We start from the raw sequence: 13,997 nt of genomic DNA, 5'->3' as shown, positions 1-13,997 counted from the left end.
GCTATGCTCCTCGATGCACCGGAATGTGGACCCTGAACCGGCAACCGCCCTCGGGCCGGTTGGCCGCGTGGATCACCCCGCCATGCTGTTGCATGATGTTGTAGGCCAAGTGGAGCCCCAGACCGGCGCCCTGCCCCACATCGCGGGTGGTGAAAAAGGGATCGAAAATGCGCGGCAACTGCTCCGGCGGGATGCCGGGCCCGTCGTCCGCCACGTCCACCTCCACGCAGCTGTCGTCGGTCAGGCGCGTGCTCAGGGTGATGGTGCCCCGCCGCCCGACGGCCTGCAGGGCGTTGCGCAGCAGGTGAAAAAAGACCTGGTTCAAGGCGCGCAGGTGGCACAGCACGGCCGGTACGGGCTGGTACGCCTTGCGAACGGTCACCTCGGGACCCACCTCGCCGGCCAGAATGGACAGGGTGGTGTCCAGGCAGTGGTGGATGTCCGCGCTTTCGGCGGTTTCGATGGAGGGGTGGGCGAAATCGGTCAACTGGCGCACGATGGTCCGGACCCGCTGTGCGCCCTCAAGGGACTCGTCGATGAGGGCTTGCAGATCCGCCTTGAGGTAGTCGATATCCAGGTCTTCCCGCAGCGCGGCGATTTCCCGCACCAGGGCCGCCAAACGAACCATGTCCCCCCGCCCCGTTTCTTCCTCTGCGCCGCCGTCACAGGCCACCAGTGCCGCCAGCCGGTCGTGTCGTTCCAGCAGTTGCAGCAGATCCTCACAAATGCCGTGCAAGCTGTTCAGATTGCTGATCACAAAACCGATGGGGTTGTTGATTTCGTGGGCCACGCCCGCGGAGAGGCGGCCGATGGAGGCCAACTTCTCTTGCTGGAACATCACCAGTTGGGCCGCCTCGATCTCCTCGGTCTGGCGTTGCACTTCCATCTCAAGGCGCTGGGCCAGATGGCGGTATTTCTCTTCGGAAGATTGAAGCTGCCGTGTTTTCTCCGTCAGCCGGGCGAAGCTGTCCTCCACCACCCTCCCATGCAACCCGCTTGTCATGCGGGTGCGGTAGGTCAACTGCATCATACCTTCGACGGCCCGGGCCACAAAGGCGCCCAAGCGGATCGTTGCGTCCTGATCCGCCGGTTGGATGGCCTGCAGCACCAGATAACCGATGGTTTCCAGCTCGTGCCGCAGAGGGTGGATCACCGTTTCCGCCGCCGGCCCGCTGTGGGTGTGGAAACAGGCCTCCGTCGCGCCCAGCACGCGAAGGGCTTCGGGCATCCATTCATCAGATCGGCGCACCGTCCCGCAATAGGGCGCGCCGTCGCGCTGCAGCACCCCCGCCGTCCATCGGCCGCCCAAGGCGTCCAGCCACTCGGCGGTGCGTTGCCGGGGCAACAGGTCTTCCAAACCGTATTCCCGGTCGAAATCCTCGTTTTCAATATGCATGTTGGCCGCCATGGCCGACGCCTCCGTCACGCCGCGTTCAAAACTTGGAGAAAATGGTCCACCTCGATGCCGTGCCGCCGCCCCAATTGAAACGGCGCATCCAACGCACGGTGGGTGCGGACCAGCAGTTGGGCGAAGGTCTCCCGCACACCGTTGCCCCGCAGGGCCGATGCGAAGTGTATGGGCAGGCCCGTGGGCTGCCACCGTTGCAAGACTTCCGTTTCGCTGACAATATCGTTCAGGTCCCTTTTGTTGAATTGGATCACCAGGGGGGTTTTATCCAGGTCGAGCCCCACCCGCCGGGCGTTCCGTTCCAGGTTGTCGAAGCTTTCGAAATTGTGCATGGCCTGATCGTTGCGGGAATCGGCCACGAACACAATACCGTCGGCCCGCGAGAGCACCGCCTTGCGCGTGGCGTCATGGGCCACCTGGCCCGGTACGGTGAACAGCTTGAACTTGACGGTGAAGCCGCTCTCGGAACGGGCCACCAAGGGCAGCAGGTCGAAAAAGAGGGTGCGATCCCCCTTGGTTTCGAAGGTCATCAGCTCCCCCCGGCGTCCCTCGTCCAACAGGTCGTGCAGCCGCATCAGGTTGGTGGTCTTGCCGCTGAGCGCGGGACCATAATAGACCAGCTTGACCACCAATTTGTTCTCTTCACCGATCAGCTCCGCCATAACCCTCTGTGCTCCATGATGCCGCCGTTTCCCGTGCCGCCCCGGTCGCCGGTATTTCGCCGCCGCTTACGAAGAAGCAACAGCCGGATTGACACATCCGCCATAACGGTCGATACCGGTCCGTCCACTCAAACCTCGGCGGCGGCACCTTCTTTAATCGTCACGATCACCCCCTTGCCCTTGAAACGTCCGCTGAGGGGTATTGTTTCCAAACGGAACGGTGTGCCGCCAACACCTTGGGCGGCGATACAACCGCTTTCGACGCTGTTACAAACGCGTTCCAGCGATGCTTCGATCCCGTCGCCGAAATAGGTGCTCACCCGTTCGCCGACGTTCAAGGGCTGGTCGGCCACCGCCAAGGCGCGGGCCGCCTTGTTCACCAGGGCGATGATCATTTCCCGACTCACGCCCACGATGGGCAGGGGCAGATCGTTGAGCACGGCATGGGAAATTTGCAGCGCCTGATTTTGCACCTCCAGAAACTGGGTCCTTTCGGCCACGGTCTCTTCCAACCGTTCGTTGATTTGCTTCAACTCATCGTTTTGGGCAATCACCGTCTCGTGCAGTTGCTTGTTGGTTTCCATCAAGGCGTATTGCTCCACCGCCTGGCGGATCTCCAGTTTCAAATTGTGGTCGTTCCACGGTTTGAGAAAGAATTTGTAAACGCTGCCTTCATTGATGGCCGCGGTGATGGAGTCCACTTCGGTGTAACCGGTCAGGATGATGCGCAGCACATCAGGGTGGTTTGTTTTGACCTCCTTGAGAAACTCGGTGCCGTTCATGCCCGGCATGCGTTGGTCCGACACCACCACGTGCACCTCGTTCTCATCCATCATCGTCAACCCCTGCGAGCCGCTGCCGGCCGTCAGCAGCCGGTAGGGCTCCTTGCGCAGCAGCCGCTTGAGGGCGCTGAGGATGTTCTGTTCGTCGTCGACGCAAAGCACGGTATACTGTTTATCGCTCATCATGCCATCCTTGCTGATTCCGTGTATGGTCCGCCATGGTTGCCGATCGGCCGCCGCATGACGCCTTGCCGCAACCAGCCGCAAAAACCCACGGCCGCACCCATTTTTGCATGCCGCCGGTGGCGACCATCATGCTTGCTTGAAGAAATCGCAGGCGCGGTTCATCTCGCCCTTGACGGTTTGATACCATTGCGGATCGGACTTGAAGTAGGCCACCAGAGGCGCCTTGATGGCATCGGCCAGGCCGTCCAGCTTAAGTGCATAACCCGGCGCGCCGGCCATGATCTGCACGATGGTGTCGCTGATCTCCACGATGGCGGCCGGCACCGATTGTGCGCTCCGCTGGATGCCGCTGTGGTGCCACTTGATGGTGTTGACCAACGCTTCGGGCAACATCCAACGCTGGGCCAACACGCTGCCCACCTGGCTGTGGGAAGCGATCTCCAGGCCCTGTTCCGCCACCGCGAAGCGCACACCTTCCTTTTGAACCTTCTCCAATACCGCTGTCAGCTGCTCGGGAAAGAAGTTGACCAGCACCACCTTGCCGATGTCGTGCAGCAGACCGGCGGTGAAGACCTCCTCGGCCGGGGCCGCCCGGGTTTTGGCGGCCAGGTGCTTGCTGAGCACGGCCACATGAACGGCGTGCTGCCAAAACCGATCCACCTCGAACCCTTTGAGATCGTGCTTGAGTTTGAGGGTGTCCATCACGGATATGGTGATGACCGCATTCTGAACCGTGTTGAAGCCCAGCAGGGTGACCGCATGGCGCACCGACTGCACCTTGCTCTTGAAACCGAAGAAAGATGAGTTGACCAGACGCAACAGCTTGACCACAAGGCTCTGATCCTTTTCCAGCACGGCCACCAACTGTTCCATGGGGGACTCTTCGTCCTGCAGCATGCGGTTGACCGTCAAGGCGATGTGGGGCAAGGTCGGCAGGTTGTCGATGGACTGAATTTTGCGCAGCATTTCGGAACGATTCATCTTTTACTCCCCATTGGACGCCTTAACCTTGTCCGATTGCGGGCCGTTTGTTTTGTGCTTGCCATGGGTCAATCACCGGACGTCCCATCCGCCGCCATGGGCTCACCGGGCGCCATGGCCGCCGCCAGGCGGGGGCCGTCGTGGGCTGCCGTCGCATCAAGATCCGTCTCCTCATCGGGGGCGGCCCCCACGGGCAGGGTGATGATGAAGGTGGTCCCTTGGCCCACCCGGCTCTCCACGCGAATGTCGCCGTGGTGCTTCTGAATGATGTTGTAGACGATGTTCATACCCAGACCGGTCCCTTGCCCCACATCCTTGGTCGTAAAAAAGGGATCGAAGATGCGATTGAGATGTTCCTCGGCGATACCGCAGCCCGTATCGGCGATGCGGATCTCCACCCGGTCGTCCAGGTGGCGGGTGGCGACCCGGATTTCACCTTGCTTTTCGATGGCTTGCACGGCGTTGACCAGGATGTTGACAAACACCTGGTTGAGCTGTTGCGGATTGGCCTGAATCAGGGGCAGGTCTCCCAGCTCCTTGACCACCTCCGCCTTGTATTTCAACTCGTTGTGCACCACGCTGAGGGTCGATTCCAGCTCCCGGTTGATATCGGTGTCCTGCACCTGATCCAGACCTGGGTGGGCGAAATGTTTCAAATCGTCGACGATCTTCCGGATCCGGTCGGTGCCCTCCCGGCACTCGGCAATCAGGGCTTGGGCATCCTGGCGGATGTAATCGATATCGATCTCCTCTTCGGTGGCGGACACCCGGTCGATCAGATCGCTCAAACCCGCCACGTCGCCCGCCACCTGGACCGCCCCCTTGAGGGCCGCATAATCGGCCAGCAGACGCTCCAGGTCCTGCTGGTAGTCGCCCAACGTCTTCAGATTGCTGCTGACAAAGCCGGTGGGGTTGTTGATTTCATGGGCCACCCCGGCGGCCAACTGCCCGAGGGAGGAGAGTTTCTGCGCCTGCCGCAGCTCCCGTTCCATGATCATATGTTCCGTGATGTCATCCACCAATTCGATGGCCGCCACGATGCGCCCCGCATCATCCCGGATGGCCGAGGAGACGATGCGCAAGCTGCGCTCGCCGCGTTTGGTTTTCCTTTGCAGAACCGCTTCATGCACTTCGCCGTTGCCCAGGGTCATGGCCACCGGGCAACCGCCACAGACGTGTTCGCCGGGAGGCGTTACCAGTGACTGAAAACAGATCGGCTGTTGCATCGTTTCGATTTCGGGAAACCACTCACGCATCCGGTGGTTCAACTCCAGAATCCGCATTTCGGGGTCGATCAGGGCCACGCCGATGCCGATGTTCTCCAGGATGGTGCGGTATTTGGCTTCCGACACGCGCAGGGCCTGTTCCATCCGCTTGCGTTCGGTGATGTCCACCAGGACCCCCACCATGCCGGCGACCTTGCCGTCGATGTCCTGATAGCTCGCCTTGCTGACCAGCATCTCGCGCATAGTGCCGTCGGCAAAGGGCGCCGGCGCTTCATAGAGCTTTTTGTCGGGCGCCTGGAGCAACACCTGGTCCACCCGGTGATGGTGGTCCGCCACTGCCGGGTCGAAAAGATCGTCCAGTCGACGGCCGACGATCCGGTCGCGGCCGCGGCCCACATACTGCTCGAAGGCGGGGTTGCATCCTTGATAGACACCCGCCGCGTCCTTGTAGAACAGGGGGCTGGGAATGGCCTCCAGCAGGCTCTGTAGAAAGAGGGACTGATCCTGGTGAAAGCGGGCCAAGGCGGCCTCGCGAATCTTGGCTTTTTCCAGGGCGTTCACCGCCGCGGACAGCTCGGCGGTTCGCTCGCGCACCTTGTTCTCCAGGTTCAGGCGATGGCCGCGCGCCTCGATTTCCAATTGCCGCCGGATCAGGGCGTTGCCCACGGTGATCAGGGCCTGATTGCGATCGAAGGGCTTGATCAAGTAGCCGTAGGCCCCGATATTCAAAGCACTGCGGGCCTCGTCGGGATCGTCCATGACCGACACGAAGACGATGGCGGTGTCGCGATGGGTTTCCTTCACGAATCGGGCCAGGTCCAGCCCCGACTCTCCCGGCATGTTGATGTCGGTGAGCAATAGATCGAATGGCGTTTGCGCCAACAATTCCCGCGCCTGCCGCGCATCGGCGGCCACGGCGCAGGCATGCCCGTCCCCTTCCAGGATCTTTGCCAGCAGGCGACGGATCGGTGTTTCGTCATCCACAATCAGAATATGGTTCATGACGCTTCCTTCAAATGGCGGCGCGCCGTGCGCGCCTTCCTGTTGCTGCATCACACCCGTCCCGTGTGCAAGGCCCAACCCGTCGCACCGCTCCCCTCGGCGGCCTCCTCGGCGGCGCACCGTTTGGCCACCGCCGTCTGCACCGCCTGGCGCACTTCGTCCAGAAGTTGCTTGCGATCCCAGGGTTTGGGGATGAAACGGTCCACACAGCGCCGGTTGATGGCATCGGACAGCGTGGTCATATCCGCCTGTCCGGAGAGCAGCACCCGCACGGTCGCCGGATAGAGCCCTTTGATCCGATCCAGGAAATCGACCCCCAGCATCTCCGGCATGCGGTGATCGGAAATCACCACGTGGGCCGGTTCGGCGGCCATCAGGCTGAGGGCCTCGTGGGCCGAGTTGACCCCCACCACCCGAAAGCCCCCGGACTGGAGCACCCGCTGCAGCGCTTTGACGATGCTGACTTCGTCGTCCAGCACCAGGATGATCGGCTCCTCGGTGCAGCTGCCGGATAGCGGCACGTCGAAGCGTTTGCGCCCGCGCAACATGGCTTCGATTTCCTCGGGCGGCCGGGGCCGACTGTAGTGAAACCCCTGGATGGTGTCGCAGCCGCAGCGGGCCAGGAAGGCCACCTGATCCCATGTTTCGGCCCCCTCCCCCACCACCTGCAACCCCAGGGTGTGGGCCAGGGAGATGATGGCCGAAACGATGGAGGCGTTGGCCGGGCTGACCGACACGTTCTGCACGTAGCTGCGGTCGATCTTGAGGGTGTCGAAGGGCAGCCGCCGCAGGTAGGCCAACCCCGAGTACCCGGTACCGAAATCGTCCATGGCCACCTTGACCCCCAGGGTGCGCAACTTGAAGAAGATCGCCTCGGCGGCTTCGGGATCCTGCATCAGGGTGCTTTCGGTCAGCTCCAGCTCCAACAGATGGGGTGGAATGTCCTTGTGCTGCAACAAGGTGCCCAGGGTGCGCACGAAACGCTCCTGCTCGAAATACTCGGATCCGATATTGACGGCCACGGGTACCGTGGGCACGCCGTCGGACTGCCACTGGCGAATCCGGTCGCACACCGCCCGCAGCACCCACTGGTCGATCTCCGGCATCAGGCCGGCCTGCTCGGCCACCGGCAGGAAAACCCCCGGCGCCAGGAACCCCAGTTGGGGATGCTGCCAGCGGATCAGCGCCTCGACACCGCCGATGCGGCCGGTGCGCAGGTCCACCTTGGGTTGAAAATGGAGCGTGAAATCATCCTGCGCCAAGGCTTGGTACAGGGCTTCGGTGGTGATCAAGGTCTCTTGGGCGATATTTTGCTGCATAGGGCCTCTGGGTCGCGGTGGTTCGAATTCGGGGTTCTGCCTTCGCCGGGCAAAATGCAGTGTGCCGCCGGCGGCGTCCGGGTTTCCAATGACGTCATCGGCGGTGGGGGTAGATTTCGATAGCTGATAAAAGAGTGAATAATCAGTGATATTTTATCACTGTTTTTCCAGTCCTTGCAGGGCGACGTGGAGATTGGTCTTTTTACGGAGCAATCCCAATTTTTTGCGGATGCGATAGCGGTGGGTGACGATGGTGTTGACCGAAAGGTGGAGCAGCTCGGCGATCTCCTTGGTGCGGCGTCCCTGGCGGATCAGGTGGGCCACTTCCATTTCGGCCGGCGTCAGGGGAACTTGCAGACCATCCAAGTGCCGGATCAGGGGCGAGACCATGCGGGACAGGGCATCCTGCACCAAATCCATGTAGGCCTGCTGTTGACGGGTCAGCCCCAGGGCGGCGATCTTACGCAGGTAGGGCTGCACCACCTTGCGGGTGTTGGCCGAAAGATGTTGCTCCAATTCGATTTTCACCGCCTCGCTGCGCTTGAGCAGCACTTCCAGGGCGGTGTTGATGTCCTGCAGCTCCACCGCTTTGGCCTTGAGGGCCGCCTCGTTCTCGGTCAAGCGGGCGTTGGCCGCCTGCAGTTGAGCGGTGCGCTGCGCCACAAGGGATTCCAACTGCTCGCGGTAGAGGCGGTTCTCGGTGGTCAAGGCGCGCCGCTGGAGGGCCCCGGCCACCTGGATCAGCAGCTCGTTCTTGTCGAAGGGTTTGAGCAGGTAGCCGTCGGCGCCCAGGGTGAAGGCCAGTTGCGCGGTTTGCAGGCTGTCCAAACCGGTGAGCATGACGATGGCCATGTCCGGATCGTCGGCCTTGATCCGATCCAGCAGGTCAAGTCCGGAGTCGCCGGGCAAAGTGATGTCGCAAAGGATCAAATCAAACGCGGTTTGCGCCATCAAGGCTTCGGCGGCGCGGGCGTCGGCGGCGCTTTTGCAGTGATGACCGGCGGCGGCCAGCATGCGGGTGACCAGACGGCAGATGGCCGGATCGTCGTCCACCAGCAGGATGCGTGCGCCTCCGATGTGGATCGGACCGTCAGGGCGGCGGACGGCGTTCCCGGCCGGCGTTTTCATTGCAACACCTGTTGCACCTTGTGCAACAGATCGGCCACGGCGAAGGGTTTGGCGATGAACCGCACACCTTCTTGCAGCACCCCCTGGCGGGTGATCACCTCATCGGGGTAACCGGACATGAAAAGCACCCGTATCCGGGGATGATGGGCGCGCACGGCCTCGAACACCTCGGGGCCTTTCAGGTCCGGCATGATCACATCGGTGAGCAGCAGGTCGATGGGATGGGGATGGCTTGCGGCCAGGGCCAGGGCCCGGGCCGCATCTTCGGCCGTCAGCACCGTGTAGCCGCCCCGCTCGGCCAACAGGGTGCAGGCCATTTGGCGCACTTTGGGATCGTCCTCGACCACCAGGATGGTGGCCGATCCCCCGGCCGGCGCTCCCTGCTTCGCCTCGGTGGCGATCGGTTGGGCACCGTTGCCGGCAAGGGGCAGCAGTGCGGTGAAGGTGGCCCCCCTGCCGGGTTCGCTGGACACCCGAATATGCCCGCCGTGCTGTTTGATGATACCGTAGCAGGTGGCCAATCCCAGGCCGGTGCCCTTGTCCCGGCTCTTGGTGGTGAAAAAGGGCTCGAACAGCCGTTCCAGGGTTTCGCGGTCCATGCCGCTGCCGGTGTCGCCGACCCGCAAGAGCGCGTATTCGCCGGGGGGCAGCCCCGGCTTGAGCACGGAATGGCGCTCCGTCAACCGTTGCCGTCCTGTTTCGATGGTCAGACGGCCGCCGTCGGGCATGGCGTCCCGGGCGTTGACCGCCAGGTTCATCAGCACCTGCTCCAGTTGGGAGGCATCGGCCTCGACCATCACGGGGGTCTCGGACAGGTGCAAAAGCAGTGCGATGTCCTCGCCGATCACCCGCCGCAACAATTTCTCGAAACCGCGCACCAGGTCATTCAGATCCACCACATCCATCTCCAGCACTTGCTTGCGGCTGAAGGCCAGCAACTGGCGGGTCAGGTTGCGGGCACGCACCGCCGCGTCCCGGATCTCCTCCAGCGGCTCGCGGTGAGGGTGCTCCTCGGTCAGCTCATCGACCACCACTTCGGTGTACCCCAGGATAATGGACAGCAGATTGTTGAAGTCGTGGGCCACGCCGCCCACCACCCGCCCCACGGCCTCCATTTTCTGGGCCTGCTGGAGCTGAGCTTCGAGGGCTTTGCGGGCCGCCTCGCCCGCCGCGATGGTATCGCGGGCCCCGAGGTTGTGCAGGGCATAACCCAGGTCCCCGGCCATCTGGGCGAAAAGGCTGCGTTCTTCCGGGTCGTCGGCGACGGCATGGGCCGCTGTCACGGCCAGAAAGCCGTGGACGTCCCCCTGGTGCGCCAGCGGCACATACATCCGATGGGTGCAAGGCACGGCACCGGCAATGGTGCACCGGGTCCGCTCCGATTGGGGAATCAACGCCACCAGGACATCTCCCTGATCGCGGACCTGCCGAAATCGGTCCGGCCATCGTCCGGCCGCCAACTCCTGTGCCTGGAACTCGCCGGCCGCATCGAAACCCGCCTTGGCAATGAACCCGGGCCGCCCATCGACATCGATCAGCACAATCAGGGCGCCGCCGTAGCTGCGCCCCGTCACCATCAATTCGCAAGCCTGTTGGATCAGCCGTTCGGAATGGTGCTCCTGCAAAATCAGTTGCCCGACGCCGCGCAAGGTGTGCAGCACATCGTTCAGGTGCCGTATGCGGATATCAGCGGCCTTGCGCTCCCGGCGCAAATCCCATTCGCGCAGCACCCGCGCCACCGTGCGCGGCATATCGGCAAAGGCCTCGGGGGTCTTGACCATGTAGTCCAGGGCCCCGGCCTTCAAAGCGGCCACCGCCATCTGTTCTGTGCCGTAACTGGTCATGATCAACACCGGAAACGCCCCCTCTTCCGGTGGTGCGGTCAATATGTCCAGGGCCCGGCCGTCGGGCAGGTTGAGATCGACTATGGCCAGTCGGGGCGGATCGGCGGCGACCCGCCGACGGAAATCGGCCAGGGTGCCGGCGACCGCCACATCGACGTCGGGATCGGCGCCGACCAGCGCCCGCCGGATGGCCGCGGCGTGGGCCGGGTCGTCCTCGGCCAGCAGGATGTATCCGGCCCGGTCGGTTCGGCCGGGCAGGCCCATTTCGGGCGATGCCATGCTCATGAAGCGTCTCCATCCGGAAAAGCGTTCCAAGCCAACCAGTAGTAGCCGAAGGTTTTCATCAGGCTGCCGAAACTCTCGAAATCGAGGGGTTTGACCAGATAACTGCAAGCACCGTTGCTGTAGGCACTCACCAGGTCCGATTCGGCCGCCGAGGTGGTGAGCACCACCGTGGGGATCTGCCGGGCGCGCGGATCGGCTTTAATCCGATTCAACACCTCCAAGCCGTCCACCTTGGGCAAGCGCAGATCCAGCAAAATCAAGTCGGGCGGCGATCCGTCGATACAACCCGTCTGACCGTCCGCGCCGAACAGATAATCCAAGGCCGCCTGGCCGTCGGCCACATGATCGATGCGATTGGCCACCCGATGTTGGCGCAGATTGCGCCGCACGATCTCGGCATGGGCCGCATCGTCCTCCACCAACAGAATCTTAACCGCCTTGCCTCGGGTCACCGCTTCCCTCCGTGTTCAACGTAAAATAGAAGGCCGCCCCCCGGCCCTTACCCTCCGATTCGGCCCAGATACGGCCCTGGTGCACCTCCACGATCCGTTTGACCAGGGCCAGGCCGATGCCCGTTCCCTCGCTGTCGGGATCCAGCTTCTCGAACAGTCCGAACAGCTTGTCATGGTGGCGCGGGTCGATGCCGCCGCCGTTGTCCCTAACATACAACACGGTTTCATCACCGTCACGGAACGTCCCGATCTCGATGTGCGGCCGGGATTGGTCGCCCATGAACTTGACGGCGTTGTCTACCAGGTTCTGGAACAGCTCCACCAAACGGCTGCGATCCCCGTAAAGCAGAACGGGATCGGTGGTCACCGTCACCCGCACGCCGCGCTCCTTGATGCGACCGGCCGTCAGGGAAAGTGCCTCCTGGACCACCTTGCGAAGCGCCACTGATTCAAATGTATTGACCATGCGGCCCACCCGCGACAGGGCCAGCAATTCGTCCAGCAGGCGGGCCATTTTGTCGGCGGCCGACCGGATGTACGCGAGGTCGTCGGCCACCGCCGCCGCGTCGCCGGCCTGCATGTCGCTTTCCAGATAGCCCAGAAAGGTGCGGATGGTGACCAAAGGACTTTTGAGGTCATGGGACACGGTGTAGGTGAAGCGCATCAGCTCGTCGTTCTTCTGCTGCAACTGCTCCTCGACCTGCCGCTGGTCGCTGATGTCGCGAGCGCTGGAAATCGTGCCGCCGAGCCGCCCCGAGTCGTCGACCAGCATGCGCGATCGCCAGGCCAGCAACCGCTTCTCGCCATCCCGGCGCCGATGCCACCCTTCGGCGCTCACCACTTCGTCACGGTGATTGTCGGAAACTTCCTCCGGGCCGACGGCAACGGCATGCTGCAGATCCACGCGGGCACCCACGATATCTTGCCCGAAGAAGGCGAGGCCGGGTGCATTGACCCAGGTGCACACCCGGTCGCGATCAGTCTCCAGAACGATATCGGGAACGGCGGCGAGAATGGCCTCCTGGCGCAGGGAAAGTTGTCGTAAGCGTTGCGCCGTATCCAATTGCTCCTGAAGATGGCGGGTGCGCTGCCGCCGCCAGATCAGACCGGCGCCGGCCCCGCAAACCAACACCAGGGCCGTCACGAGTACGATCAACACCCACAACAATTCGCGCAAGGGGGCCTCGATCTCCGCCCGATCCATGCGCGCCACCAGAAACCAGGGGGCGTCGGGCACTTGGCCCACTGCAGCGACAACCGGCACGCCGCGATAGTCCGGCCCCTGGACAACCCCTCGGTGGCCTTCGGCGGCCAGAACCGCCGGCCGGGCCATGTCACCGCCCAAATCGATCTTCAGGGTCAAGGGAGGCGCATCCTGAAACCGCAAGGGATTCAAAAAAACGATGCCTTGCTTTTCCCGGCGCACCAGCAGGGTTTCGGCGCTCCTGCTGAAAATGGGCCACTGTTGCAGGAAGGGATAGAGATAGGTTTCCGGGTCGATGCGCAGGACCATGAGCCCCAGGGGTGTGCGTCCCTCATCGGGATCGGCCACCGGCACCGCCACCGCCATGTTCGCCGGTCCGCCGGGATAGCGCTGATGCAGGTCCAGCAAAACCGGACCCTCCGCGGCCAACAGGGTTTGGAACCGATCAAGGAGGTAGCGGCCGGGAGGTTCGGGATCGTCGGGAGCGGCAAACCGAATTCGCTCACCGTAATCCAAAAAAAAGACCCGGTCGTAATGGTAGGCGGTGCGCACCCTGTCCAGCCAAAACAGCACCTGCTGATCGGCACCTGGAACCGAGTCCAGGGCACGGCGCATGAGGGATGCGAAATCGGAATTGTGGAAGAAAATCGATCCGTCCCCCAGGCGCTCGGAACGCCAGCGGGCCAACTCGGCCGCCTTGAGTTCGGCCACCGCCGTGAGATGATTGATCGTTTCCGCGCGGTGCGCCTCGGCATGTTGGCGAAAATAGAGATAGCCGGCGACAACGATCACCATTCCCAGAACAATCACGCCGCCGATGAGCAGATGGAGGGTGTGGGCAAAGGTTGCGCTCAGGCGGACGATGCGCCAGGACGCAGGGGCCGCGCGACCCGACAATGCGATGGTCACCCCCAGGAAAGCGGAGCTGGTGGTGGCGGCCGGCGGAATGAAACCGCTGTGATAAAGCAGTGGGGCGCCGTAGAGATAGGCGAGCAGCAAAACCCCGCTGACCAGTCCCAGCAAAAGCGTCAGGCACCAGGCCGTCATTTTCAGGAGAGGACGATCCTGGCGCTTCTCCCGGGACAAGAAGTAGACCACCCCCACCAGCAGAAAACAGCCGGCGGTCAGGGGGGACATGTGGCCCACCGGCGCGCCGGCCACGGTGCCCTCCATCGGGAGGCCCAGGCGTTCGACGGCCAAGTAGGTGCGGGTCGAGGCCAGCAAACCCAAAACCATTGCCGCCAAGGTGCCGCCAGTGAAAACGAGCAAGGCGACAACGCGCAGGCGGGCCTGTTCCGGATACCGTGAGCGGGCGAAAAGAACACCACCGTAAAGCAGAAAGAAAACCGCGGTACTCGGCGCCATGGGTATCAGATCTTCGCCCAAGGCCGCCAGGCGCGGCTGCCCCGCCAACCAGCCCGCCAAGGCGACAACGCCCAATGCGGCGGCCGTCAGGGCGCCGGCGGCTGCCCAGCGCTGGAACTCGGTGCCCGCCGATGTGGTCGCCTCGCCCATTGC

The 13,997-nt window shown here is 63.0% G+C and carries 10 protein-coding genes; all 10 read right to left on the bottom strand.

From position 1 onward, the window contains the following. Position 1: 1 nt before the first annotated feature. Complete coding sequence (locus MRX98_RS12945; RefSeq protein ID WP_246909278.1) at positions 2-1,408, bottom strand: ATP-binding protein; 1,407 nt, start codon at positions 1,406-1,408, stop codon at positions 2-4. 14 nt (positions 1,409-1,422) lie between these two features. Continuing rightward, entirely contained in the window at positions 1,423-2,070 is a 648-nt protein-coding gene (locus MRX98_RS12940; RefSeq protein WP_246909276.1) for a GTP-binding protein, read from the bottom strand. A 128-nt stretch (positions 2,071-2,198) separates the two neighbouring features. After that, positions 2,199-3,035 (bottom strand): response regulator, encoded by an 837-nt coding sequence (locus tag MRX98_RS12935; protein WP_246909274.1) that lies wholly within the window; start codon positions 3,033-3,035, stop codon positions 2,199-2,201. Between the two features lie 129 nt (positions 3,036-3,164). Continuing rightward, positions 3,165-4,019, bottom strand: a complete 855-nt coding sequence (locus MRX98_RS12930) for an HDOD domain-containing protein (protein ID WP_246909272.1) — start codon at positions 4,017-4,019, stop codon at positions 3,165-3,167. Between the two features lie 68 nt (positions 4,020-4,087). Beyond that, complete coding sequence (locus tag MRX98_RS12925) at positions 4,088-6,247, bottom strand: ATP-binding protein (RefSeq protein WP_246909270.1); 2,160 nt, start codon at positions 6,245-6,247, stop codon at positions 4,088-4,090. A gap of 50 nt (positions 6,248-6,297) precedes the next feature. Next, the gene (locus MRX98_RS12920) at positions 6,298-7,566 is read right to left on the bottom strand and encodes an EAL domain-containing protein (RefSeq protein ID WP_246909256.1); all 1,269 of its coding nucleotides are present in this window, start codon (positions 7,564-7,566) and stop codon (positions 6,298-6,300) included. 156 nt (positions 7,567-7,722) lie between these two features. After that, the gene (locus tag MRX98_RS12915) at positions 7,723-8,694 is read right to left on the bottom strand and encodes a response regulator (RefSeq protein WP_246909243.1); all 972 of its coding nucleotides are present in this window, start codon (positions 8,692-8,694) and stop codon (positions 7,723-7,725) included. Further along, on the bottom strand, positions 8,691-10,823 hold the full coding sequence (locus MRX98_RS12910; protein ID WP_246909241.1) for a response regulator: 2,133 nt from the start codon (positions 10,821-10,823) through the stop codon (positions 8,691-8,693). Before MRX98_RS12910 ends, MRX98_RS12915 begins: the two co-directional genes overlap by 4 nt. Then, positions 10,820-11,275 (bottom strand): response regulator, encoded by a 456-nt coding sequence (locus tag MRX98_RS12905; protein WP_246909234.1) that lies wholly within the window; start codon positions 11,273-11,275, stop codon positions 10,820-10,822. Before MRX98_RS12905 ends, MRX98_RS12910 begins: the two co-directional genes overlap by 4 nt. Further along, positions 11,253-13,994, bottom strand: a complete 2,742-nt coding sequence (locus MRX98_RS12900; RefSeq protein WP_246909215.1) for a sensor histidine kinase — start codon at positions 13,992-13,994, stop codon at positions 11,253-11,255. Before MRX98_RS12900 ends, MRX98_RS12905 begins: the two co-directional genes overlap by 23 nt. Between the last annotated feature and the right edge of the window lie 3 nt (positions 13,995-13,997).

The sequence above is a fragment of the Desulfatitalea alkaliphila genome (assembly GCF_022968795.1).
Classification (GTDB): Bacteria; Desulfobacterota; Desulfobacteria; order Desulfobacterales; family Desulfosarcinaceae; genus Desulfatitalea; species Desulfatitalea alkaliphila.
Note: the sequence above shows the minus strand (reverse complement) of the source record. Positions and strands in the feature narration are given on the sequence as shown.

What these genes read in the sequence shown, in the direction of transcription:
- MRX98_RS12945 (WP_246909278.1), bottom strand. Translation starts at nt 1,408, where the DNA reads ATGGCGGCCAACATGCATATTGAAAACGAGGATTTCGACCGGGAATAC.
- MRX98_RS12940 (WP_246909276.1), bottom strand. Translation starts at nt 2,070, where the DNA reads ATGGCGGAGCTGATCGGTGAAGAGAACAAATTGGTGGTCAAGCTGGTC.
- MRX98_RS12935 (WP_246909274.1), bottom strand. Translation starts at nt 3,035, where the DNA reads ATGAGCGATAAACAGTATACCGTGCTTTGCGTCGACGACGAACAGAAC.
- MRX98_RS12930 (WP_246909272.1), bottom strand. Translation starts at nt 4,019, where the DNA reads ATGAATCGTTCCGAAATGCTGCGCAAAATTCAGTCCATCGACAACCTG.
- MRX98_RS12925 (WP_246909270.1), bottom strand. Translation starts at nt 6,247, where the DNA reads ATGAACCATATTCTGATTGTGGATGACGAAACACCGATCCGTCGCCTG.
- MRX98_RS12920 (WP_246909256.1), bottom strand. Translation starts at nt 7,566, where the DNA reads ATGCAGCAAAATATCGCCCAAGAGACCTTGATCACCACCGAAGCCCTG.
- MRX98_RS12915 (WP_246909243.1), bottom strand. Translation starts at nt 8,694, where the DNA reads ATGAAAACGCCGGCCGGGAACGCCGTCCGCCGCCCTGACGGTCCGATC.
- MRX98_RS12910 (WP_246909241.1), bottom strand. Translation starts at nt 10,823, where the DNA reads ATGAGCATGGCATCGCCCGAAATGGGCCTGCCCGGCCGAACCGACCGG.
- MRX98_RS12900 (WP_246909215.1), bottom strand. Translation starts at nt 13,994, where the DNA reads ATGGGCGAGGCGACCACATCGGCGGGCACCGAGTTCCAGCGCTGGGCA.